21 protein-coding genes are annotated in these 24,314 nt (G+C 37.2%); 8 read left to right on the plus strand and 13 right to left on the minus strand.

What is annotated here, in order from left to right:
• Positions 1-32: 32 nt before the first annotated feature.
• Positions 33-665, minus strand: coding sequence for a hypothetical protein (locus tag ACZ41W_RS04540; RefSeq protein ID WP_464313698.1), 633 nt, complete (start codon positions 663-665; stop codon positions 33-35).
• Between the two features lie 214 nt (positions 666-879).
• Here ACZ41W_RS04540 and ACZ41W_RS04545 point away from each other — a divergent pair, with 214 nt between their 5' ends.
• Positions 880-1,332 carry a GNAT family N-acetyltransferase gene (locus ACZ41W_RS04545; protein WP_464313699.1) on the plus strand — a complete coding sequence of 151 codons (453 nt, stop codon included), beginning with the start codon at positions 880-882 and terminating at the stop codon, positions 1,330-1,332.
• A gap of 4 nt (positions 1,333-1,336) precedes the next feature.
• Here the strand turns inward: ACZ41W_RS04545 and ACZ41W_RS04550 are convergent, their stop codons facing one another.
• Entirely contained in the window at positions 1,337-1,963 is a 627-nt protein-coding gene (locus ACZ41W_RS04550) for a GyrI-like domain-containing protein (protein WP_464313700.1), read from the minus strand.
• A gap of 153 nt (positions 1,964-2,116) precedes the next feature.
• Entirely contained in the window at positions 2,117-3,244 is a 1,128-nt protein-coding gene (locus ACZ41W_RS04555; protein WP_464313701.1) for a tocopherol cyclase family protein, read from the minus strand.
• Between the two features lie 160 nt (positions 3,245-3,404).
• Here ACZ41W_RS04555 and ACZ41W_RS04560 point away from each other — a divergent pair, with 160 nt between their 5' ends.
• The 5 genes from ACZ41W_RS04560 to ACZ41W_RS04580 all read left to right on the plus strand — a co-directional run bounded on the left by ACZ41W_RS04560 (position 3,405) and on the right by ACZ41W_RS04580 (position 9,562).
• Entirely contained in the window at positions 3,405-3,899 is a 495-nt protein-coding gene (locus ACZ41W_RS04560) for a TetR/AcrR family transcriptional regulator (protein WP_464313702.1), read from the plus strand.
• A 387-nt stretch (positions 3,900-4,286) separates the two neighbouring features.
• The gene (locus ACZ41W_RS04565) at positions 4,287-6,110 is read left to right on the plus strand and encodes an ABC transporter ATP-binding protein (RefSeq protein WP_464313703.1); all 1,824 of its coding nucleotides are present in this window, start codon (positions 4,287-4,289) and stop codon (positions 6,108-6,110) included.
• Positions 6,110-7,933, plus strand: coding sequence for an ABC transporter ATP-binding protein (locus ACZ41W_RS04570; protein WP_464313704.1), 1,824 nt, complete (start codon positions 6,110-6,112; stop codon positions 7,931-7,933). The genes ACZ41W_RS04565 and ACZ41W_RS04570 overlap by 1 nt, the downstream gene beginning before the upstream one ends.
• A gap of 17 nt (positions 7,934-7,950) precedes the next feature.
• Positions 7,951-8,946 carry a phosphotransferase enzyme family protein gene (locus ACZ41W_RS04575; protein WP_464313705.1) on the plus strand — a complete coding sequence of 332 codons (996 nt, stop codon included), beginning with the start codon at positions 7,951-7,953 and terminating at the stop codon, positions 8,944-8,946.
• A 31-nt stretch (positions 8,947-8,977) separates the two neighbouring features.
• On the plus strand, positions 8,978-9,562 hold the full coding sequence (locus tag ACZ41W_RS04580; protein WP_464313706.1) for a metallophosphoesterase family protein: 585 nt from the start codon (positions 8,978-8,980) through the stop codon (positions 9,560-9,562).
• Between the two features lie 63 nt (positions 9,563-9,625).
• Here ACZ41W_RS04580 and ACZ41W_RS04585 read toward each other — a convergent pair whose 3' ends face one another.
• The 9 genes from ACZ41W_RS04585 to ACZ41W_RS04625 form a co-directional block, all read right to left on the minus strand.
• Entirely contained in the window at positions 9,626-10,393 is a 768-nt protein-coding gene (locus ACZ41W_RS04585) for a hypothetical protein (protein ID WP_464313707.1), read from the minus strand.
• 368 nt (positions 10,394-10,761) lie between these two features.
• Positions 10,762-11,442, minus strand: coding sequence for a hypothetical protein (locus tag ACZ41W_RS04590; protein WP_464313708.1), 681 nt, complete (start codon positions 11,440-11,442; stop codon positions 10,762-10,764).
• A gap of 116 nt (positions 11,443-11,558) precedes the next feature.
• The gene (locus ACZ41W_RS04595) at positions 11,559-12,623 is read right to left on the minus strand and encodes a hypothetical protein (RefSeq protein WP_464313709.1); all 1,065 of its coding nucleotides are present in this window, start codon (positions 12,621-12,623) and stop codon (positions 11,559-11,561) included.
• A 226-nt stretch (positions 12,624-12,849) separates the two neighbouring features.
• Complete coding sequence (locus tag ACZ41W_RS04600; protein ID WP_464313710.1) at positions 12,850-13,476, minus strand: hypothetical protein; 627 nt, start codon at positions 13,474-13,476, stop codon at positions 12,850-12,852.
• Positions 13,477-13,846: 370 nt separating this feature from the next.
• Positions 13,847-15,787, minus strand: coding sequence for a BMP family ABC transporter substrate-binding protein (locus tag ACZ41W_RS04605; protein ID WP_464313711.1), 1,941 nt, complete (start codon positions 15,785-15,787; stop codon positions 13,847-13,849).
• 35 nt (positions 15,788-15,822) lie between these two features.
• Entirely contained in the window at positions 15,823-17,013 is a 1,191-nt protein-coding gene (locus ACZ41W_RS04610) for a hypothetical protein (protein WP_464313712.1), read from the minus strand.
• Between the two features lie 136 nt (positions 17,014-17,149).
• A complete protein-coding gene (locus ACZ41W_RS04615) occupies positions 17,150-18,100 on the minus strand; it encodes a WD40/YVTN/BNR-like repeat-containing protein (protein WP_464313713.1) in 951 nt (316 codons plus the stop codon).
• 240 nt (positions 18,101-18,340) lie between these two features.
• Entirely contained in the window at positions 18,341-19,234 is an 894-nt protein-coding gene (locus tag ACZ41W_RS04620; protein ID WP_464313714.1) for a helix-turn-helix domain-containing protein, read from the minus strand.
• Between the two features lie 23 nt (positions 19,235-19,257).
• Complete coding sequence (locus ACZ41W_RS04625; protein ID WP_464313715.1) at positions 19,258-20,313, minus strand: MerR family transcriptional regulator; 1,056 nt, start codon at positions 20,311-20,313, stop codon at positions 19,258-19,260.
• A 393-nt stretch (positions 20,314-20,706) separates the two neighbouring features.
• Here ACZ41W_RS04625 and ACZ41W_RS04630 point away from each other — a divergent pair, with 393 nt between their 5' ends.
• A complete protein-coding gene (locus ACZ41W_RS04630) occupies positions 20,707-21,360 on the plus strand; it encodes a class I SAM-dependent methyltransferase (protein ID WP_464313716.1) in 654 nt (217 codons plus the stop codon).
• A 105-nt stretch (positions 21,361-21,465) separates the two neighbouring features.
• On the opposite strand, the gene ACZ41W_RS04635 is transcribed toward ACZ41W_RS04630, so the two are convergent.
• A complete protein-coding gene (locus tag ACZ41W_RS04635; protein ID WP_464313717.1) occupies positions 21,466-22,428 on the minus strand; it encodes a helix-turn-helix domain-containing protein in 963 nt (320 codons plus the stop codon).
• A gap of 251 nt (positions 22,429-22,679) precedes the next feature.
• Here ACZ41W_RS04635 and ACZ41W_RS04640 point away from each other — a divergent pair, with 251 nt between their 5' ends.
• On the plus strand, positions 22,680-24,239 hold the full coding sequence (locus ACZ41W_RS04640; protein WP_464313718.1) for an S-layer homology domain-containing protein: 1,560 nt from the start codon (positions 22,680-22,682) through the stop codon (positions 24,237-24,239).
• The last annotated feature ends 75 nt before the right edge of the window (positions 24,240-24,314 follow it).

The following is a 24,314-nucleotide window of genomic DNA, read 5'->3' on the forward strand; positions in this document are numbered from 1 at the left end:
TCGTATGACATTTTAGATCATCTATTTATACCTTATAAATACCCTCTAGATAAATACTTAAGCACCTTACCCGCGAGCCAGGTTCCAGCGATACCAAACACTGCACAAACCATCCCAACAAGGATAAATGCACTGTATGGAATGTTTTCAAACAAGCCACCCACCAACCATTTGGTCATGCTAAGTGCTGTGAGGCACATAAATCCAGAAAACGAAACGCTTCCGATAAAAGCACGTCGTTTATGATCGCGAATAGGAATGATCGTTGCTTGCGCAAGTAGAGTCGTACTGATAATGGATAGCCCCATCACGAGGTGAATAAACGTCATCACAAGTGCAAATACCGCTCCAAACTTCAAAAGTGTCTGTTTTTTATTGACTTTAATCTGCATCACATAGAGAATCATGGAGATAAATGGAGCCATAAAGATGTACTTCATCCCAGGAATTGGGATAAACGAACTCACCATATAGATTCCTGCTCCACCCCCGATTAGTGTAGCTACACCAACCGCGATCGTTGCAATCTCTGTCACACGGTGATGATGTTGATTTCTCGTGTTTGTGCTGTTGTTTGTGCTGTTACTTATACTTTGACTTTGCTGACTCGTTAAGTTTTTTGATTTCGATTTTGCTCTTGATTTCGATTTTGAACGCCCCTGCATTTTCAACTCCTACAAATAAATATGGTAATATTTTACATTTAGATTAAATTGACTAGAAATCACTACTCAAACGAGGATTTTCATGTTATTCTATTGTTTATCATAATATAAAAACATGGAAGATAGAAGATAGATGATAGATGATTCATCATCTATAGTCAATGTTTGACAATTCATGATGAAATTACATAAAACTACTAACGAGAGGTGACAAATGATTTATTTAAAATTTATTGAAGCACACAATTGGAAAAAATGCGTTCATCTACCAATTGCAGAAGAAGAAAAAGCTTTTATTTGTCCAAATGTTTACTCAATTGCTGAAGCACAGTTTTACCCAAAGGCCATTTCACGTGCTATATACAATTCAGAGGATGAAATGGTTGGTTACACCATGTTCGGAGAAGATGAAGACAATCCAGAGATATTCTATATGGATCGCTTAATGATTTCATCTGAACATCGTAATCGTGGATATGCAAAAGATGCCATTCACGTCATTAAGATTATTGCTTTTAAAAGTGGCTATAAAAAAGTTGCAGCGAGTACAGAACTCGAAAATGAAAAGATGCGTGCATTGCTTTCTAAACTCAACTTTTATACATTAAATGAAATCGATAATACCGGTGAAATTGTTTATTACTTTGACTTATCGCAAGGCGTTTAGGCGTCTAATCATTGATTTTTATAACATTAAACCTCAACACAGTCTTCATTTTCTGAGGCTGTGTTTTTCTTGGGTCAGATAAATAAATTTCGCGGTGTGTCTTACTGATTCTTTCATATCCATTTTCAAGACAAAATGCTTCCATTTGTTTAAAACTTTCGGGTTCTGTATCATAAGGACCCATATGCATCATCTGACAGCAAAGACCCTCTTCAAGTGAAATAAACTCAATTTGACTTAAATGCGGATTGGGTTTCTTTTTTTGAGTACTTTCTAGAAAATAATCAAACCAGTCTTTCGTTAAAAAATCCGGTTGGCGAATCATGATGTCGTAGGAATAGTTGCTCTTATCAGTAGACGGTTTTGAAAGATCCACCAAATCCCAGACACCTTCAAGAGGATACACAGTATATTCATAATAATTTTCTGGTACAGTACTTCCTTTATAAGACATTTTAACTGCATAACTGAAACTATAAAGAGCCGCGGTTGCCTCAGAAAATTCGCTCTCGTTTGGATCGCCCGTTCCGTGTAGAGAAACAAAGGTCATCTTTGGAACGTCTACTATGACGGGTTGTGACTTGGGAACGTATAAATGTTTATCCTCTTTTTTATAATCGACTTTTTGCATAAAAACCTCCCTTATAACATCGTACGAAATGACTCTCTTGAGTGCTTGGTTTAAGTGTATCAGATGCTATAAGTAAGTTCAAATTAAAGAATCACTCACGACCCCTTACCGAATCGACCTATCGTCTTATTCGTCTTATTCGTCTTATTCGTCTTATTCGTCATATTCTCCGTATTCGCAACCTACGGACTCTATTGTCATATGATCTACCAGTTCAAATGCCTTCCCTATTTTATGATAGAGTTTTACTTCACCAACACCCGTTCCACCATTCCACAGACGATTGTGGCGCTTTGTTCCATTTGGAGCTTCATAATTGATCCATAGCATCTCATTTTTAGGGCATTTTACTGTCACTTCGATTTTTGAATCCTTATTTTGCAAAGTGGCTTCCCAGTGGTTGTGATGATCGCTTTCTCTAAAATTAAATTGCGTTTTCGTTTTCAGCCAAAACTTTGAAAAGTTATATTCATAGTGTTTGCCTTCATAGTGGAGACATCCGAGAATTTTTTTGCCCAGCGAGATGCCTAAAACTTTTGGTCCACCTCCACCGAGTTCTAGAGCAGAATCGTTGAGGATTTTCCCTGTTAAAATGCTATTCATTCGACAGCTGCTGAGCCATAGCCACGGCGATGTGAAATCTTTTCCCCAATTTTTATCTGCATACCCATAGGACGTACTAGGGTTGATGTCATAGATTTCACCATCAAGTATAAGTTCCCCTTGGTATTCTGTCTTAATGCCTTCAGCATGCCAAAACATTTCAAATAAGTTGAGTGCTCTGAAGAATTTTGAAGCACCGTATCCCACATGATACGCTATTTTTTTATTAATTTGTATATTCCATGTCATCTCGCCAGAATCGCACATCCATTCAGGATGTTGTTTGGCGTCTTCAGAACTCACATGGCACTGCCCTTTCATATGCGTTTCAGTCAATACACAATTTCCCACCTTCACATCAAGGCGATCACTCGGACAGCTGAATGCGTCTATTGGATAAAAATTATGGATTTGTTTTGCGTTTTCTCCCCAAGCTCCCACTTTAATCAGTGCATATGAAGGTTTTCTATCATTTAGTCTATTTTGAGGGTCTTGACCTAATATTGGCAAAGAACTTCCCAATGCAGGATTACATACAAAATACTCTATAAAAAATGTCTTCTCTTCTCCAGTTTTTCTGTGATGTCCAGTGAAACTATGCCACCACCAATCATAACCATTCTTTGCAAGTGCACCTCTTAACATACATCCATTTCTACTGATATCACTCTTATTCATAAATTTCCCTCTTTCATATTCGACAAGAAATCATATCCACTTCTTGTCACGGTTCAAGCGATGTGTTACAGTTGTAACAGTAACTTCATTATAAGACTTGCACATTCACGCATCAAGGGACGGTTACAAGTACCCTAACATTGTCACACAGGAGATGCTCATGGAACCTTTTAAAACGCGAACACATCCAGAAAATCTAATCGTACGAGAAAGTATTTTCACGGCTCTGATGCAGCTTATGGAAACAAAACACTTCAGCGAAATCAGTGTGACCGAGATTACCAAGCGCGCAGGCGTGTCTCGGATGGCCTACTATCGAAATTTTCATGATAAGCAAGAGATTCTATTCAGTCATTTGGATGCCCTCTTTGAGGCTTATTGGAATGAGCTTCATGCGAAGCCTCAAGATGATTATCAACTGGCCTGTCTCTACTTTGCCTATTTTCGTGAAAATCGACTCTTTTTAGAACATTTACTTAAAAATGACCTCAGTCAATTTCTTCTTGAGCGTCACGATCTTTATTTGAGAACGATTTTTAAAGATCTCTATCACAACCTGACCATTGATCGATCTACTGAATCCTATACCATTTCTTTTTTCTCAGGCGGCCTTTTCAAACTGCTGATAGATTGGACGAAAAACGGCATGGCGTAAACCGATGAAGATATGGCGAAAATCGTCTTTAGCCTCATGAAAATATGAAGTTTATATTGTAATCTTATTACATCCTTATGACAGTCATTGACGACGAAACCATTTTTATCTATAATGAAAAAGTACGAAAATTCAAATAAAGCGAGGTGAGTATTATGAAAAACATGAGAATGATTCAAAATGGAAGGCATAGCACTCACTTAGAAAACAAGCAACCCATGATTTGCTTTTATGTGAATCAGAGTATTGTCTAATTGTGTGTGCATGCACTTCTGTTATCAGAAGTGCTTTTTTTTTCCCATTCGCCACTCAAAATGTCAACTTACAAATGTCAACTTACACTACGTCTGAACCTCGGTTCAGTCACACAACAAAGGGGGAATACATATGTCAGAAACAACAAGTGAAGCTAAAGTCAAGCAGCGTTCACTCGTCAGTAACATTCTCTACGTGATTCAGCACATGAAAAAGTGGCTACCCGAATCCATTGGTCTCATCTTCATCAATTCCATCGCGGTGGCAATAGCACCGTTTATCTGGGTGATCGTGCCAAAACTCATCATTGATGCCATTGATGACAAGGCTTCAACTTCACACATTATGCTGATTCTTGGGTGTACACTCGTCATCGCTTCCATCGTCTATTTTTCAAAAGAAGCTTGTATTGGGGTCTATCGCATGAAGATGTCCAGAATTCGCATGCTCTTTGGATTAGAATTACACGATAAAGCCATGAACCTCGACTATCATCACGTAGAAAATGTCGACACTCAAAATGCGCTTCATCGTGCCTCTCGTACAACCAGCAATCCAAACCAAGGCCTTGGCGGCGTCATGGTAAATCTCTTTTCAATTGGAGGATATTTACTTGGATTTATTGGTTATATGGGAATCATCTTTAAACTGCATCCAGTGGTACTCCTCTATTTGCTCCTGAGCGTAAGTGTTCTCTACATGAGAAAAAATAAAGCAAATGACTATCAAATTCAGCGTGAAGACGATTTAAGACCCGACGAGCGTAAATTTAGATATCTTGCTCGTGTCATGACGGATTTTGAATTTGGTAAAGATCTTCGCATTTACCAGTTAAAAGAGATGTTACTCGCTAAAATGTTACATCTCAATGAAAAGACTGAAAAAGTTCAAAAGGAAGTGGCACATCGCTTTTTAAAGGTTGAACTTCTCGATTGTGTTCTCGTCTTAATTCGAGATGGCATTGTGTATGGCTATATCACTTACCTCACATTAAATGGACATCTTTCATTTGGGGACTTTATCCTCTTTACAGGAACGATTAGTGGCTTCGCTATCTGGATGCAAGAGTTGATGAAAATGATCACACAACTCAAATTGACTGCAAGATATGTGGACGACTATCGAGATTATATGGAAATCGACGGAAACAGAGTGATTTCAAATCCTGAAAAATGTCCTACAGGAGAGTTACACGATATTTCATTTCAAAATGTTCACTTTAAATATCCCGGTAGCGAAAAGGTCGTATTTGATAATCTGTGCTTAGATATCCCTGCAGGACAAAAACTTGCTATAGTGGGTACCAATGGTGCAGGTAAAACAAGTCTCATTAAGCTATTGACGGGGTTATATCGACCTGATTCTGGCGAAATCCGCATATCAGGAACAGATATTACGAAGATCCCTCTCGCTGAGCACTATCATCTTTTTTCAGTTGTCTACCAAGAAATCAAACCTCTTGCAGCAAGTATCAGTGAAAACGTGGCCTCTACGGAAGCGCCAGACGAAGCACTCGTATGGGATTCATTGAGACGTGCAGGGCTTGAAACCAAAGTGAAATCGCTAAACAACGACATTCAAACACCACTTTTGAAGGTCATTCACGATGATGGAATTGAGCTTTCCGGTGGTGAAAATCAAAAACTCGCACTGGCGAGAGCACTTTATAAGAATGGACCCATCGTCATTTTAGATGAACCGACCTCTGCTTTGGATCCAATTGCAGAAAAAGGCATTTATGAAAGTTTTGGCGATATGATTGGCAATCGCACCGCTATTTTTATCTCGCATCGTTTATCCAGCACAAAATTCTGCGATAAAGTCATCTATATTGACGATGGAAAAATTGTAGAGTATGGCTCACACGATGAATTGATGACTTTGGGTGGTCATTATGCTCATATGTTTAACCTACAAGCGCAGTATTATCAAGACAGACCGGAGGTGAGTGCCTAATGGAATCCATCCATACAGAACGTAGCACGGGGCAAGTATTTCGATATTTCTTTCGCCTTGTGCATAAACTAACGCCTAAGTACATCAGCACACTGATAGGACTTTCACTTTTTAAAACCCTCCGTCCATTGATTTTTATCTTTGGACCAAAGTGGATTGTCGACGAACTCATGGGGCTTAAACGCATCCCCGTATTGATTGGCATCATCGGGGTGATTGCAGGAGTCAACTTTATATTGAGTTTATTTGAAAAAATCCTCTCCACAAAATGTGAGGTCTTAACCAATGCTTTCAACAATTCTTTTGAACGCTATATTTCTGAAAAAACGGTGGATTTAGACTTTGAAAATATCGAAGATCCCGATGTTTTGAACCTTAAAGAACGGGCACTATTTGCAGTACGAAATCACGGTCTTATGTTCGGTATGATCGATGCGATGTCTAAGATTGTCAATGAAACCTTTTTAATCCTCGCGCTTTCTGTTCTGATCTGGACATTTAGCCCGTGGGTCTTTGTACTCGTATTGGCCATCGTCTGGGTGAACAGTTTCTTATTTAAGAAAATTCAAAAGCTATATTATCTTGAATCGACTGGAAGTGTCGGTAGCAATCGAGCATTTGTGTATTACATCACACAGTCTGGTGATTTAGAAATTGCAAAAGATGTGAGACTTTATAAAACATCCAAAGTCATCATCGACAAAATGAATCGCTTTAACTATGAAATTTATAGTCTTTTTATTAAAATCTATGGTGGCATTAGCCGTTTAAATGGCTTTGTTAACGTCAACGCACAAATTCAAATGGTGGCAATTTATGCACTACTGGTTTATAAAGCCATCAAAGGTTCGGTTACCGTGGGAAATTTCATGCTCTATGCAGGTGCTGTGGGAAAATTTAGTGCAAGCTTAAATACCTTTGTCAGCAGCTTTATGGAAGCATATCGCATCAGCAAGCAATTGCAGCTGCTGGTGGCATTTGAAGACATCCCTACTTCCGACTCGCTAGGTGACTGTGATATTCCTCAGGCAGAAACTTACGAAATTGAATTTCACGATGTCAGCTTTAAATATCCTCGTGCAGCGAATTATACACTCAAAAACATCTCGGTACGCATCCGTCCTGGTGAAAAGATCTCGATTATCGGACTCAATGGTGCTGGTAAAACGACTTTTGTCAAACTCCTGACGCGTCTATATCGTCCGACAACAGGTCGCATCACTCTCAATGGGCTTGATATTCAAACCTTAAAATACCAGCAGTACATGAAGTTAATCTCTGCTGTTTTCCAAGATTATAAACTCCTTGGACTATCCATTGCAGAAAATATCACGGGAATTGCAGATACCGGTCAACACGCAGTTCAAGATGAACACACAAAGATTGAACGTGCAAAACTCGATGCCATCTTAAAAGATGTGGGCATGTACGACGATGTCTATGAACTACCAAACGGTGCGCAGACGATGCTCGACAAAGGCTATGACCGCGATGCAACGAAATTTTCTGGTGGTCAATCTCAGAAATTGACCATTGCGAGAGCGCTTTATAAAGAAGCGCCTATCGTCATACTCGATGAACCAACTGCTGCACTCGACCCCGTATCCGAATACGACATCTACTCAAAATTTGATCAATTGGTTCAAAATAGAACGGCCATCTATATTTCTCATCGCCTTTCAAGTTGCAGATTTTGCGATCGCATCTTAGTATTTGAAAATGGAGAAATTGTTCAGTCAGGTCATCATGATCAATTGATTCACGAAACTCACAAGCCTTACGCGTCATTATTTAATGCGCAAGCTCAATTTTATACAGCTTAATGTTAGAAAGGACGACTATGTTAAAATTAAATCATTTATTTGAAAACTTTGAATTGGCAAAAGAAGCCTTAACACATTGGAATTACGATACAGATACTTTAGAAGAAATGCTCGAATACTTTAGAATTTCTTCAAATGCCATCTACCCATTTAAAGTCAATGGACAGGTTCAGTTTTTAAGACTTGCCCCAACAGAAGAAAAACTCGCCCAAAATTTAGAGGGCGAGCTGGATTATATTCAGTATTTAGTGAAACAGCAGTTTCCGGCGCTTGAACCCGTACTTACCCTTGAGGGCCATCTCTATCTCACATTGGATACCCAATGGGGCACTTACTATGCAAGTGTATTCAAGCGTGTTAAAGGCATCTCTCTTGAGGATGTTGAGTTTTCATCAGATATCATGAATGTTTATGGTCAGACACTAGGAAGATTGCATCAACTTTCCAAACTATATGGTCAAGAGCTTCACCTTCAATCAATTCCCGCTTTAAAATGGTCACATCTTGAAACTTTGGACTGGATTGAATGTGAACTAAAAGCACACTTTGCACCTGATTATTTGATGACAGCATTATCCAATTTGCGTTTGGCATGTTCTGAGCTTGAACAAACAGATGAAACATACGGTCTTGTTCATTATGATTTTGAACTGGATAACGTCTTTTATGATGCAGAATCTGGTATTTGTTCAGTGATTGACTTTGACGATAGCATGTATCATTGGTATACTATGGATATTGTACAAGCGCTTGATTCCATGGAAAATGAACTCGATGAAAGCTATGTAGCAAGCGCTCAGCAGGCATTTTTAGATGGTTATCAGTCAGTGACAACCCTCTCAAGTGAGCAAATCTCTACATTTCCATTGATGCGTCGCTTTGCACAACTCTATCAATACGCCCGCGTTAAACGCAGTTTATCTGTGGTCATAAGTGACGAACCCGATTGGATGAAAGACTTGCGTGTGCGACTTGAAAGTAAGCTACTAAAAATAGAAACGTCTTACCAATAAAAGCATTCTACTATTAAAAACCGGAGGCACCATGAAACTGCTCATCATCTCGGATACTGAGAGCAAACACTTAGTCGATTTTTATGATCCCGATAAATTTAAAGATATTGATCTTATATTAGCCGCTGGAGATTTAAAAGGAGATTACCTTTCCTATGTTGTAACCATCGTCAATAAACCCCTCCTCTACGTCCATGGAAATCACGATGTCTCATTACTCGATCATCCTGCTGAAGGCTGTGACTGTATCGACGGAGGTATTGTCCAGTTTAAAGGACTCAGAATCGCTGGTCTCGGTGGATGTATGACCTACAACGGAAAACCACTACAGTTTACAGAATCTGAGATGAGTTGGCGCATCCGAAAGAATGCCCTTAAATATCGAAAAGGGATTGATATCTTACTTACCCATGCTCCTGCATTTGGAATTGGCGATGGAAAAGATCAAGCTCATACGGGTTACAAATGCTTTATAAAGCTTTTGGATCAGTACGCACCAAAGCTTATGATTCACGGTCACATGCACCTCAATTATGGGATTGCACCAAATCGTGAACACCAGTATAAAAACACGCGAATTGTCAATGCGTTTGATTACTGTGTGATTGAGATATAATAAATAATGCGCCATCTTTGTAGACAATTTCGTCTTCATAAGGTGGCGCATTTAAATTTCTACTCAGTCAGAAAAACTCGAATGTTGCTTTGTTAAAAAAATTGTGCTATCTGAGTTAATTATTCCATTTTCATCAGAAATTGGTCTAAGTGTAATATCCTCAAATTCAAATACGTAAAGATATTCTTCATAATTACTCCAACTTAATGGCACAGAAAAAGTGTCAGCGATTTCTTGCATCGACATTGATTGATTTTCTTCGCCGATTAAATACTTAGCCGGGAAGAAAATATCCTCACACTTACCGTCTTGATTAAACAGATACGTTATATTTAAATCAGGATCAATGTATGATTCAAAATCATCACCTTTTACCCAATTAACATTTTCAGTCAGAATCGAAGATTTATCTTGACCAAGCTTTTGAACAAATTGTTCGATTTTTTGCCACTTCTTCTCTTTCCTTTCTTCAGGATTAATGACAATCATAGTAGACTTTATTCCTGATATATCTTCCATTTCAACGAAAGTCCCTTCTTCTCTAATTAAGATATCATACTCGTAAGTGTTTATACCTTCTATTGGGATTTCATAAAATAGGACCTCGAATCCTTCGATTTTATAAAGGTAATACTGTGCTCCATTCCTTGATTTTTGCTTCACATAGTCAGTTCCAAAATAGGTTGAAATATCTATAGGTAAAAACGTTGAATGATCTTCAGGTAAAATATTTTCTAGCGGAATAGTGATTGCTGTACTCACAGCTCCATTTTCCCAAACTAAATTAGGGAAATAATAGCCGTGTTCAAAACCGACAATATACTGAGCCATATTGTCCGTTAAATAGTAGATTATCGTATCATTAGCTGCATTTTCAAAATCAATCCCAATATAATGAGTTTCATCGATAATTTTCTCCCAATAAGGATTGTTTTTGTTGTTGAAATTGTTGAGACTTCTTCTGTAGTCAGATTTGCATTAGAATTGTCAGCTTCTATAGTTGTTTTTTCCTTTGTTGCAGTTGATTGACATGCGGTTAGTGTAAATATTGATATCACTGTAACAATTAATTTCATAGGCTTCTTTTTCAATTGATCAGTCCTCCGATCGCGGTTATTTTAATGAATCACTTTATTAGTAGTGTGTTTTGAGTAAAACGATATAAAGACAATTTCCCAATCCGACGCGAAGTTTAGAATTTAATTATTATTAACGGTTTTAAATAACGCATAGTTATCAATGATGGTTTGTTTATTATATATAGTCATAATAGATGTTTTTTTGACTACTTGTTCTTCTGAATCCATCCAAACACCGTTTTCATCTATCTCGTTAATATTAAGCGTCACTCTCATGTCTTTATAGGTAAAAAACAAAAGTCCTTTTAACATACCATCATCTGGATCATATTCATACTCCGAGACACCAATCATTGCAAAGAATTCATCAAAAGTCATTTCATCCAACATACTTGGAAATAGTATTTCTGTAGTAGTAATTATTCCTGCACATCTCAAGTCATCTCCAAACTTATTGATTACTTTCATATGATCACCTGTTTGTACTCCAAAAAAGTAGTATAAATAAGGATCATTTTCATTGCCATAGCATATTGCAACTGCATCAGATAAACCTTTTTGATCAATTACTACTCCACCTTTTGGGTGCTCTTTCTTTATCTCATTCCAAGACTTGCCAACACAGATTAAAATATCCGATTCATCTGGACTTTCAGTTGTTGATTCGATAGTCGCGGTCTGATTTGCATTAGAATTGTCAGCATCTATAGTTGTATCTACTTTTGTATCAGTTGATTGACATGCTGTCAGTGCAAGTATTGATATCAGTGTAACAATTAATTTCATAGGATACTTTTTCACTTGATCAGTCCTCCAATTCTAGTGATTATAATGTATTTCAAATTTATTATGTTAATAATTTTAGGAATCTTCAAATGTATTTACCGATGCTAATGTCTGTTGTCCAAAACTTCCCTTTATTTACCATTGCCTCTGTTTATAGGATACGATGTTTGAATACTCAAATAAACCATATCATCTTTTTTAACAGTTCCCGTTTCATCAGACTGTGGTCTTACTGTAATATCATCGAATTCATATTGATATCCACAATCGTCACGGTTCCCCCAGACAAAAGATACTGGATATCGATTAATCATTTCATCCATTGTCAATGACTCGTTTTCAGATCCGATTAAATATTCAGCAGGGAAATAAATTGAATCACATTTCCCATCACTGTCAAATCCATAAGTTATATTTTTATCAAAATCTGTATACTCATTGAGATCCTTTTCGTTCACCCAATTGATGCTATCTATTAAAATTTTCGATTGATCTTGCCTCAGTTGGCTTACAAATCTTTCAATTCCTTGCCATTGTTTTTCTTTTCTTATATTGGGATCAATTGTGACATAATTGATTTTTTTAAAGTTAAAATCATCAAATCCAATTGATGTACCTTTATTTTTTATTACAATATAATAGTCAATATTTTCATCAATTAATTTTGGAAAAATGTATTCATACCCATCAATCAAGAATTCGTAATATGAGTTTCCTTCTTCATCTTTTTTTTCTTGAAAATTATTCCCAAAATACTTTGTCAATTCATCCGTATTAAAAGTCATCTGATTATTTTGCAAAATTTTGTCAATGGAGACAGCAACTGCAGTGTTCACAACCCCTTCTTTCCATATGCATTCAGGAAAATAGTAACCATACATATAGCCAAAAATATACTGATCTTTCATACCATCCCAGTAATAAAAAGTTTCATTTTTTGATAGCTCACCAAATGATTTTCCAATCATTTGGGTCTCTTCAAAGAGTTTTTGCCAGTATGGATTATTATCAAATTCGGTATAATCTGATGTCTCACTTGAACTCTGCGTTGAGGTCACTTCAGATGATTCTGTAGTAGCAGTCAGATTCTCAGTACTAATTATCGTATTATTTTTTGTTCCAAGTGAGCAACCTGACATAAACACAATCATAACTAAAATTAGTATAATCAAATCTATTTGTTTAATACTTCTCATCGATTCCTCCTAGCAGGATAAATATTTCAAAAATCGACATGTTATGGTTCGTAAAATCTATTATAGGGTATTGTTTTGCTATTTCAATAGAACTTGATAATCCGTTTGAAATGTAAAGGACTTCCTCATTCATTACAGCTATTTAATCCAAAAAATCGTGATATTTATCTGGCATCACTTCCAGCATGTAATACAAATGATCACAAGTCACAAAAGAGCTAAATTTCTATTTGACTAAAACTTCTTCAACCCACTTATTGTCTCTCCATTTAGAATCCCATACTAAATACGGCTGTTCATAACGCGGAATCATTCTCAATCGTGGACTACTTGTTACAATAGTCCATTCTGAAGAACCTGCTTTTTTAAAATAACATACTCTGTTATCTCCTGAAATAAAATGGACGTATCGGTCGTGATATACATAATTATCTTTATCCCAGATAAATTGGCTATTGAAGTCAGTGTCAAGATATATTAACAACCCATTTTCATAAAAGTCACTTGCTTTATTGTATACCATGGTAAAACTAGCTGCTTCAACTCCTATAAACTCTAAATCGACCTCAATCGTTCCGTCATCCAGTTTTGGTAGTTGATAAAATTGCGGTTCTTGAATTCGAATACCATTTTCAATTGTAAGTGTATATTTTGCAGAATGATGATCTCCAGTCGTGTGTCGTAACGTAATCACTTGTTTTTCTGTATTGAATCCACCGTACTTGACAAGGGATAATTCCCGTGGTGAGCTTTTTGTTGGGTAGATTACAGGAAAATATAAAAGCTTAACCAGATAAGCAAGAATAACGACGACTACACACAAAATAAAAATCAACATTTTTTTTCTTTTCATAACCTTCATCTCCTGTATTTTATCGAGCAGCCTACATTCATTAAATACACCTAAGCTAGGGCACAAGCTCTTTCATCAAACTATCCTGATTTAGCATATTTTGATATTGTACCACTTAATTTTCATTATACAGACAATTCAGAATTTTACAATATGCTAACTATTATTTTTACAAAACTATATTCGATTAAATTCACAAAGTAAAATGTGAAACTTTGAATACAATCATGCGGTTTTTGTGGTTGTATTTATTTGTATCAAAAGTAACATTCGACGATTTTCCCATCTCGAACGTATAAAAAAACCTCGTGAAGATTTGTATCTCCACAAGGTTTGTATTTTGCCATATAATCCGTTTCTTTTTCCTAAATCACTTCACAACTTCCACATTATCTACAAACCAATCCATGCTCATGATTTCATCTGCTGATAGTGTTTCATCTTCATCGACTATCAATATGCCATCACGACTGTAAATTGGACCTGAAAATGGATGGAACTGCTCCGTTATGATCATTTGCTTTAGGTGCTTGACGAGTTTTGCAGTATCTTTGGGAATCCACTCATCTGCCATATACAGATCCACAACACCTAGGTCGAGTCCCCACCAAAAGTTGATTACGCGCTGTGTCTGACTAGAACTTGAAATCATGCGTTGATAGGATCCATTTAAGAGACTACCAATAATTTTTTCATAAAATATGCCCCAGTTCCAGATGGGTGCTGCTAAATAATGCTTAGGTTGATGGGTTTCAGGGTCAATATCACATAGCATGGCATAGACGCCATAATCCCAAGTCACATCTCTTGGAACCACTAGATTCTTATTACTGATGATATCTGCACCTCTATCGATTAAACACTCAGCCAAATCGGTACTTTTTTGAGGGTTATTCCACTCCCCTGTATAAGCGACAAGGACGCGCGCTCTTGGATTGACTAGTTTTGCGCCTAGTGCAAATGCGTTTATTGCACTGATTACCTCAGGGTTTTCATTGGTCGCGGTATATCCAATGACATTAGATTGCGTCATAGCGCCTGCAATAACTCCCGTTAAAAATCTCGGTTCATAGGTACGACCAAAATAATTCGCCATGTGGACATATGGTCTATTTCCAGAGCAATTAAAAAACTTCACCTTGGGCAGTTCCATGGCACATTTTACAGTCGCTTTTCTAAACACTTCACTCGTGGTAAATACCACATCGTAATTTCCCTCAACTGCAAATGCTTTAATGACCTCATAAGCAGACTCATCTTCTGGAACCTGTTCAATTGACCCTGTGACAACTTGCTCTGAAAACGACGCTTCAATGCGCTTTCTTCCCAGTTCATGTGAATACGTCCAGCCCGACTTTACGGTATCTCTTGCATATACAAATCCAACTTTCAAAGATTTTGGCGCAAATAGCGAACTTAAGAGATTGCTGCGGTTGATATCCTCTGCATCTGTGACGATTTCCAGTTCTTCATTGGTTCCATAGTTTGTCAGTTCTAGAAGCAAATTTGGCATCAATGTCCTTAATTGACCTTCATCTAGCGGTTCACGGATCTTATAAAGTTTTGCATAGAGTAAAAATGCGTCACCAGTTGTCATTGCGATTTTGTCGCCACCCATTTCTTTATAAATTGTTCGAAATGGTTGATAGACGTATTTTTCAAAATGCTTATACCTTAAATGTTCTTCCTCTACTTGATCCGAGTTCAATTGCTCAGGTTGATATGCCTCTAAATAAGATAATAGACGCTCATAGCGATAATGTTTACTTAACCAAATACTGTTGATTTTGGTCTTTTCGTAAAACGCCATAAATGCATAATAATTGACCACATCTTCATCTGACTCATCAAATTTGGGAATCAGTCTTGTGATTTCAGCAGGAAAAGACGCCACATCAAAATACTTTAAGACGCTGACGCGCTTATTTCCTTCAACAACATAAAAGTAATTCATGTACTCATAAACTTTAATTGGATCTCTTAACCCTTCCGTCAGTTGTGCCCTACAGACTTCTGTCCATTTGTGACTAAACTCTGTTTGTTCATTTCCCATGGGTAAAAAACTTTTGGAAAACAACATCCTTCTTGCGTTATAATAAGTTCCAACTATTTTAGAAAGTGGAATTTCAAAGGTGCCAAGTCCGATATTCCCGACGATTTCTACATCTCTTAAAAGCCCATCTAAGGAGCTTAAATGCCCTGATTGACCTTGAGCTTTTAAGCGATTATATTCTTTTTTACCCTTCGTTTTTGCCTCATGATAATAATGCGTATATGAAATAGTTGTTTCCATCGTCTCACCCACTTTCATTGAATGCTTCTCTATTATTGATTTTTCAAATTTTACTATCTCATAATTTCATTTGCTTTTCTTAAAAATACTAAAATCTTTTGTAATGCTTCATTTGATAAAAATGTCTCTGGTACGGTGTATACGTCCCCTTGAGTACTTGTCACTTCAATGGTTGTCCCCGGTTCAGTTAGCAACCCTAAAAACATGTCCGCATCTTCTTTCGTCATCTCGGTGTATTTGTAAAACGTTAAAGTACAAGAAGAGTACGAAAGGTCAACGATTGCGACGTTTTTATTCATTTCTGTAATATCCATTTCATCAGAGCCATTTCGAACAATGATTTTTGCATAGTCGTCAGCGACTAAAAATGTGTCATGTGTCACGACATTAACCGCATCATCATCAAGTGATGCACTTAAATAGTAATCATTGTACATCGAGCTTTTATCCGTCGTGAGGGTTGTTATCCATGCATCTATTAAGGATTCTGATGGCCCCGTTAAATACACTCGCATCGACGGTTTTTCAAAGCTTTCAAAATAACTATACCCCGAAATTTCACCACTCGTTGAGGTCATTGGTTCCAAATTGAACGTTTCAAAATCTGCTTGTAACGCACTATACTCGCTTGCAACGAGATCAATAGCATTTTGTGCACAACCATCCATCATCTCTTTTAATACCGATAATTCATCAAAATAATCAAACGCGGCACCGATATAGTCGTCAAAGCTTAAAATATAATCACCAGTAAAGTACTCTACAGCATACGCACTTACGCCGTTCATGCAATCATTCATGTATTTTTTATGTTGATATAAAAAATAATCATTCATATAAGATTCTAAATCTACGCCGGATTCCAAATAAATTTCATCAAAATATCTCCCGATTTTTTTATCAGGAACAGTTGACATCAAAGCGACGAGCTTTTCTCCATTTTCTGGACTTTCAAATGCCGATTGAAATTCAATTAAATCCCCTGCATAAGCTAAAAGCTCTTCAGATTTTTTAATGCGTCTGTCTTTGTCTTCTTCAAGTTCTTCTGAAGCTCGGTCTGCATCTTCAAGTTCTTCTATGTAATCTTTTAGATCGACAAACTGCTCTTCAAGATCTTCGGAAAAATCAATTGCGCGATAATCATCTAATAGTTCTTCAAGTGCTTTGTCTTCTTTGCTTTGACAGCCTGTAACAGTCAATACTACAACACATATCAGCATCCATAAAATCCATCTTTTCTTCATCGTCTCATCACCTCATCATAAAAATAAGCATCAACGCAGAATGCATTAATGCTTTAATTATGACGTATCAATTATTATTAATCAAGAGTGGATACTGCATATTTGCCAAAATTACATGATTTCGGAAATTACATAATCACCTTTTTAAACGGTATAACTTAATATTGCCTAACATATCAACGGTCGTCAGCAAAGTTCCATCTGGTGACAGATAAGGCACGGATTCAAAGTGTGGTGACGCATCTGAATCACTCTTTTCAATAGAGATCTGTCGCCATTTTTTCTCTTGATCTAATTGAAAACCGTACAGATGATCATCTTGATCTAAATAGACAATTGTCGTGATGCCATCCGGATCATAGTGCATCGCCACTGTGGCAGCTTCGCTGTACCTGATGCCTTTTACAACAGGGAGCGTTGCGATTTTCGACCACTTCTCTCCCCGTGTTTTCGTCTCGTAAAGTTCACCACGTTCAGTGAGTACGACCCCTTCATCAATCGTTATAAATCGCATCCCCATCAGCCATTCGTCTGTTATCGGTAAGGAGTAGTCTACCCAAGACTTTCCACCATCTTGTGTATACGCCAAACGAAGTGGCGCGCCTACAACACTGTCCGTTTCCGATAGGATACATACCAGATTATTGGGATAATTTTCTATAAGCGGTAGGTCTGTTACAGCAAATAGCTTTGCACCACCGTCTGTTGAAACACGATTGCCACCATAATTTCCAACCGTCCAAAAAGTTGTCTCGTCTAAAAAATCTAAACCATAGCGACAATTGGCTTCGTTGATGGCTGGATTCCAATGTTCACCACCATCTTTCGTCACATAGGTCGCTCCATGATACCCTGCCGTCACACCCAAGTTTTCATTATAAAATCCCGCGTAATAAGCAGAGTGTTCAACTGTCATCGTTTTGATTTCTTCCCATATCAGCAACTCGTCTGAAACGGTTTGATCTGAAGCGATTTCATCTGAGGTTATTTTATTTATGCCAAGTTGATTTTTAAGAACGAACAGTATGATACATACAAATATAAAAATACCGAGATAAATCCTCAATTTACTCTTCATTAAACGCATAGTATCCTCCACATTGATAGATCTCACACTTCATCGGTGCTCTTCTAAATCACTATACAAAATTTCAAATGGAGAACCTAGCGCGTTTTTGCTTATAAAATGGGCTTTTTAGCAATTTAATTGTATTCTGATTTCTGATTTCTATTGTCTATTGCTTGTTACTTGTTGCTTATTGCCAATTGCTTATTACATATTGCCAACTGTTTGTTGCCTATTGCCAATTGCTTGTTGCCTATTCACCTAAATCTCTTTATTTTGTTTTCGATATTGACTCGGTGTCATGCCCACATGTTGCTTAAATGCCCGATTAAAGTGCGTCATATCAAAATATCCAACGCGCTCCATAATTTCGCTTATACTAAGAAGCGTGTGACACAGCATCGTTTTAGCGAGATAGAGTCTTAGTTGAATCAAATATTGAGTGATGGTCACGCCAATACTCTCTTTAAAAAGCTGATTTAATGTGGTGCGATTCAGTAAGAAAATCTGGCATAACCCTTCAATTGAGATGGATTCATTATAATGTGTGTGCAGATAATTCAACAGATCATTTAAGAGAGTTGAATACTCTGGTATCATCATGGCTACTTGGTGAGATTTTTGTTTTTGAACGATTTCAATGGTTCTCAGATAATGCCGATCTACGACTACCAAAGCTTCAATAAGATAAGATCGCGCACGGCATACCCATAGAGCATCAACACTTGTCTGTAAAACTTCATCAAGAGATTTCATGAGCTGTTCAATCCGCTGGCACGTGAGCAAATCCACTTGTAGCACGCCTTGATAAAATTCAGATCGAAACTGAAATGCCAATATCCATAAAATTTCAGGGTCAACCTCTTCATAGTTTGGATTCAAAAATAGTGGGTGAAAAACAATTTCTCTCGTATGCACTGCATGTTCAGAAATCATCTGATATTCTGATATGCCACATGGCAGACAAAACACACAAGGTGCTATAAAGTGCTGTTTCACACCGTTTAATTTTACAATTCCAGTTCCCTCTTTCACCAATATCAATCGATATCGCTTTTCAATTGCTTTTGTAAAATCCTCCATAACAACTAATGGGATCTCGTAAATCTCACCTTCGTAGCTTCCTCTACTGAAATAAGTTAATTCTTGATCCATATTGCCACCTTTGATCCTTTTTTCTACTTTGTTGCGATGACATTCCAAATTAGTGCGTCTATCTGCTCAATTTCCACGGAAAAACCAAAATCATTAAAAATGGATACAACTTCATCCACATTTGCAAAAAACTCATCCTCAAGTTCATACTTTTCTTCACTTGTACAAGTATTTTCAAATGCTTCTCTCGAAGCTTGATCTTTAAACATTAAATCCGAAATGACAATTCTTCCTTGTCTTTTTAAAATACGATTCATTTCTTGGATTGCAAGTCTTCTCTCTACATCATTGCAATGATGAAAAGCATACGATGTCACGATCACATCTGCAGTTTGCTGGTTAAGTGGCAATTGTAGAAATGTGCCCATTCTCACTTCACTCTCTGGGCATTTACTTTTTGCAAGTTTGAGCATATTGAGCGATTGATCCACTCCGATATATTGAGTGTCATTCTGGCAGCTATCAATTATACGTCGCGCTAGATTCCCTGTTCCAATGCCTATTTCAACAACAACGCCTTTTTCTTTATGAGATGATTTATTAGAATGACCTAAATAATCATGCGTATGCTCACAAACTTTGTTAAGTACTTGATCGTAGTGAGCATAAAAATCAAGTCCTCCAGTATACACCCTGATTTCCTCGTCATAACGATTTGCCCAATTATCAAAATGCCATTTGTCTTTCCATTGATTGGATGCGACTATCCAGTCAGCTGTTTTCGACATTTCATTCAATACGCTTTCATTGATACTCGTTTCATTAATCATCGTCTCAACACAGTGACTCATGGTCTCACGTATATGTGTCATCGCATGAATATGTTCATTTAAAAGCCTATATTGTGCAGTAAAGACTTCGAGTAGATTTGTTTCATTTAATATTTCTTCTATAGATTCAATAGAAAATCCCATCTTGCGATAGAGCATGATGGTTTGAAGTCTACCGATATCCTCAATTGAATATGCACGATAGTTGTTTTCATGTCTTTGCGGCTTGATCAATTCCTTTTTTTCATAAAAGCGAATGGCATTTGCATTGAGTCCTAATAATTTTGCTACTTCTTTAATTGTATACATATTGTTCTCCTCTAATCTATGATAACATAATTCTAAACCTTCGCCAAAGGCGAAGGTCAATATGTTTTTGAAAATTTTTTGAATATGTTTTTGGTATTTAAATTTGTTTACAATTTCTTTGAATTTCATTCATTGATTTTATGGAAAAAAATAATTATATTATGAATAATAGCACAGAGGCTGAATGTCATCTAATAACCGTGCTATAATCCATCGTTGAGAAGGTGATTTCATATGAGATACCGATACAGATTTAGATAATAACGAGTAATTATTTCATCTGGCAAAGTACTTGGATGTTCTCGATTACTGTATAAGAACAGTTTTCGCATCCGAGGACCTCCACCGATTTTTTTAAAATGTTTTATTTTAAAAATTCGGAGGAGAGACTTTATGAAAACCATGATGAAAAAAGAATGTAGAAATATGACCCCATCTGAATGGATGGATCTTTGTAAAAACTATCGACAAATCTATGTGGATCTGGGAACTGGTGAAGGTGAATACGCCTTTAGACAATCTCAAAAAAACTCAGATGTTTTATATGTTGGAATTGATGCATGCCAGGAAGTCATGTCTGAGTATGCGATAAAATCTGAGAAACGAGCAAAAAAACAGTCTATACGCAATTTGGTATATGTCGTAGCGACTGCAGAAGCATTACCAGAAGAATTAACAGGCATCGCTGATAAAATCACGATTCATCTGCCATGGGGAAGTTTAAGAGATGGTCTTGTAAAAGGGTGTCCCGTCCTTTTAAGCAATATCCGCAAAATCGCAAGATTAGGGGCTACAATTGACATCTGTATTACCTATTCAAGCGATATTGAAGAATCCATGATGATAAAACGCGAGCTGCCTGCATTGACTCCGTCCTATGTCAAAGAGACGCTTCAGAACCTATATCGACCATTTGGAATCGAGATTAAAAAAACTCAAGTGCTCAGCAATCGCGATTTAATTAAGCTCGATACTAAGTGGGCAAAAAAACTTGGATATGGCAAAATGAGAGAATCATTTTTATTATCTTGTATTGTAAAAGCATAAAGGCTGAAGTGCATAAATGCTGCATCATAACGAAAGCGATTGACCTATATTATGTCAATCGCTTTTTTTCTAATCTTTTTTCTAATCTTTTTTCTAATCTTTTCTCTACTTGATATCAATTGGGATGTAGATATCCATAACCGTCACACCCTCTACTTCCTTTACTTCTTCCAAGCAGTTTAGGGCAGGGTTAGGATGAAAATCATGTTCTTTAAAATCACGATCCTCAAGCCAACTCACTAGATAACGCCAGCCAGTTCCGATTCTTTCAAAAGGATCTGCAAACGGATCTGTGATACGCAAAGTTGCATATCGATACGCTGGAATTTGCTTGATACAAATATGCGACTCTTCAAAATCAAATCCACTTAGAGATGGCACCTGTGCAAGTTCTGATTCCTCCACTGAAAGCCAATATTCATACCCTCTTAATTGCATCACATCTGCAGAGTTTTCTACAGGAGAATCAAATCCAAATGTCCTTAAAACATTTAAATGATAGATGTCACCAAGTCGATGCATTCGCTGAATAATCTCCTCTTCTGGTTCATTTCCAACTGCCGTTCCACTTAAAACTGTCATTTTATCAATCACTTCATATCGCACATCACTCAAATAACTTTTCATACGCTCGACTCCTTTTTCCTCTATCTTTGTTTTAATACGTTCAAACGATTTAGGAAATCCTGATAAAATGCGTTCTTCATCTGCATCAAGCCCCAGATTGTAGATAACGAGATTCCTCGTTTTAATCACATCATGTGTTCTAAAATAACTTGGAGATTGACCATATTCATTGACAATTGCCCTCGAAAATGCGCGCTCAGACGCGTATCCAACTTCAAATGCAATATCGACGATTCGCTTCTCCGTTTTCAGCAAATCCAGTGCATACTCCAATTTCTTTTTTCGCACATATGCCATCACTGATAATCCTGTGTAGATGCTAAACATATGATTGAGATAAAATTTCGAAAATCCAAGATAGTTTGCGATTTGATCTAAACTGAGATTTTCATCTATATGCATTTCTACATAATCAACTGTTTTTTGAAGATATTCTATCAAGTTTCATTCCTCCATCACGTACTTTGTCGACCGGTCATACACTTATTATAAATCATCTATAAGCATAAAACAGGACATTTCTTGCTTTTTTTGTCATTGACATCCACCTGATTTCTTTGTCATTTTTTTGCTTAAAAGGGTATAAGTAACCTGTATTTTATGCCGTCGTTATTTGCATGCGGTATGAAATGACGACGATTTATCGTGCGGCGATGTGGATTCATCCAAATCAAATGTATAAGGAGTGTTTTATGAAAACTTGTATGAAAACTAAAATTTTTGTTCTTTTGATCATCACGGTATTTATGTTTAGCGGAGTGCCTCAACCACTATACGCTTATACCCCTCCAACAACCTTCTCAGCGCCAGAAACACTTGGCGTGACTTTTCACGCAGCTGACAACAGTGGTGCGTTTAAAGGATTTTACGTCACTTCAACAGTTCCAGCAGATTTAAGACAGTTTATTCAAAACTCCGAAAACCCAAATTCAGAGTTTAACCAAAGTGGTTACTACAACTTATATGTCAAAATGCAGTTAGATTTTAAAGTGGATAACGGAAATTGGCAATATGCAAGCGATTGGGACAGTGAAACGAAAGCCAACGATCAATCGTTCTCTTTTCAGTGCCCTGTGGGAAATAATGTCTTTACGACTGCATTGACATATTTCAAAGATGAATTTTTTGATGTTCATTTTTCAAGTGTTGGAATCCCACAAAATAAGAGCTATTTTGATACACATACATGGACTTTTAGAGCACGTTATGTCGTCAGCTATCAAGGACCCAATGGCGCAGTTCATACGTTTTCAACTTGGTCAAACACCGTTGCTTACACAAATTCAAGCGTTGAAGATCCAGAAAAACTCATCAACCACGCACCAGTGATCAAATCCATCGAGATGAAAACATATCCTTCTGGAGAACCTTATCTTGCCATTCAGACGGAAAAGCATCACACCGATTTGGATAAGCTCAGTTCCATCTCTGCCAATACAGTCCTTATAGAAACATGGATCAAAGTTGGAGATAGCAATTGGGTTCAGGGAGATGACAGTGCATATGGCGAAATGATCACTGTTGATGCTGTAGACTTCTTTGGTAGCCAAAAGGATTATTCCGCTGCTGTGTATCAGATCAAACTGAGATATGCATTTGATCAAGTAAATTATGCACTTAGTGGCAAGACTGGAAAAATCTTTGGCCCTTATTCAAGTGTTGTCTCAAAGGGGATGACTGGATGGAGCGATGCAAATACATGGGCAGAACCACTTTTAATCGAAGCTCAAGCGCTCGGACTTATTCCTAGTATTTTAAATGGCGCAGATTTAACTCAGCCTATCACAAGAGAAGAATTTGCAGAACTTGGAGTTGTTTTATATGAAAAAGTGACGGGAAAAGCCGCAGAATCCACCTCTCCAAATCCATTTAACGATACCAATAATGGTCAAATTTTAAAAGCATTTAGACTCGGTATTACGTCAGGTATGGGAAAAGGTAAATTTGAACCAAGAATGCTCATTACAAGAGAACAATGTGCTGTTATGCTCGTCAGCACACTTAAAGCCATTACACCAACTGCAAGTTTTGAAGTGACTGGCGTAAAAGATTTTCCAGATCAAAAATACATCTCCAGTTGGGCACTCGCTCAAGTCAAATACATGGCGAAAAATGGCATCATCGTTGGAAATGCTGCTGGAGAATTCATGCCAAAAGGCATCACTTCGAAACAGCTCGCAGAGAAATACGGCATGGCAACACGAGAACAAGCCATTATCATGGCGCTTAAAGCTTATAAGTTGAGTCAATGATTCCATCGTTAACACGATGCTAAATCCCAAGTATCTTATTCATCAATAGGTACTTGGGATTTTATTTTTCAATCA

Source organism: Fusibacter fontis (assembly GCF_055378735.1).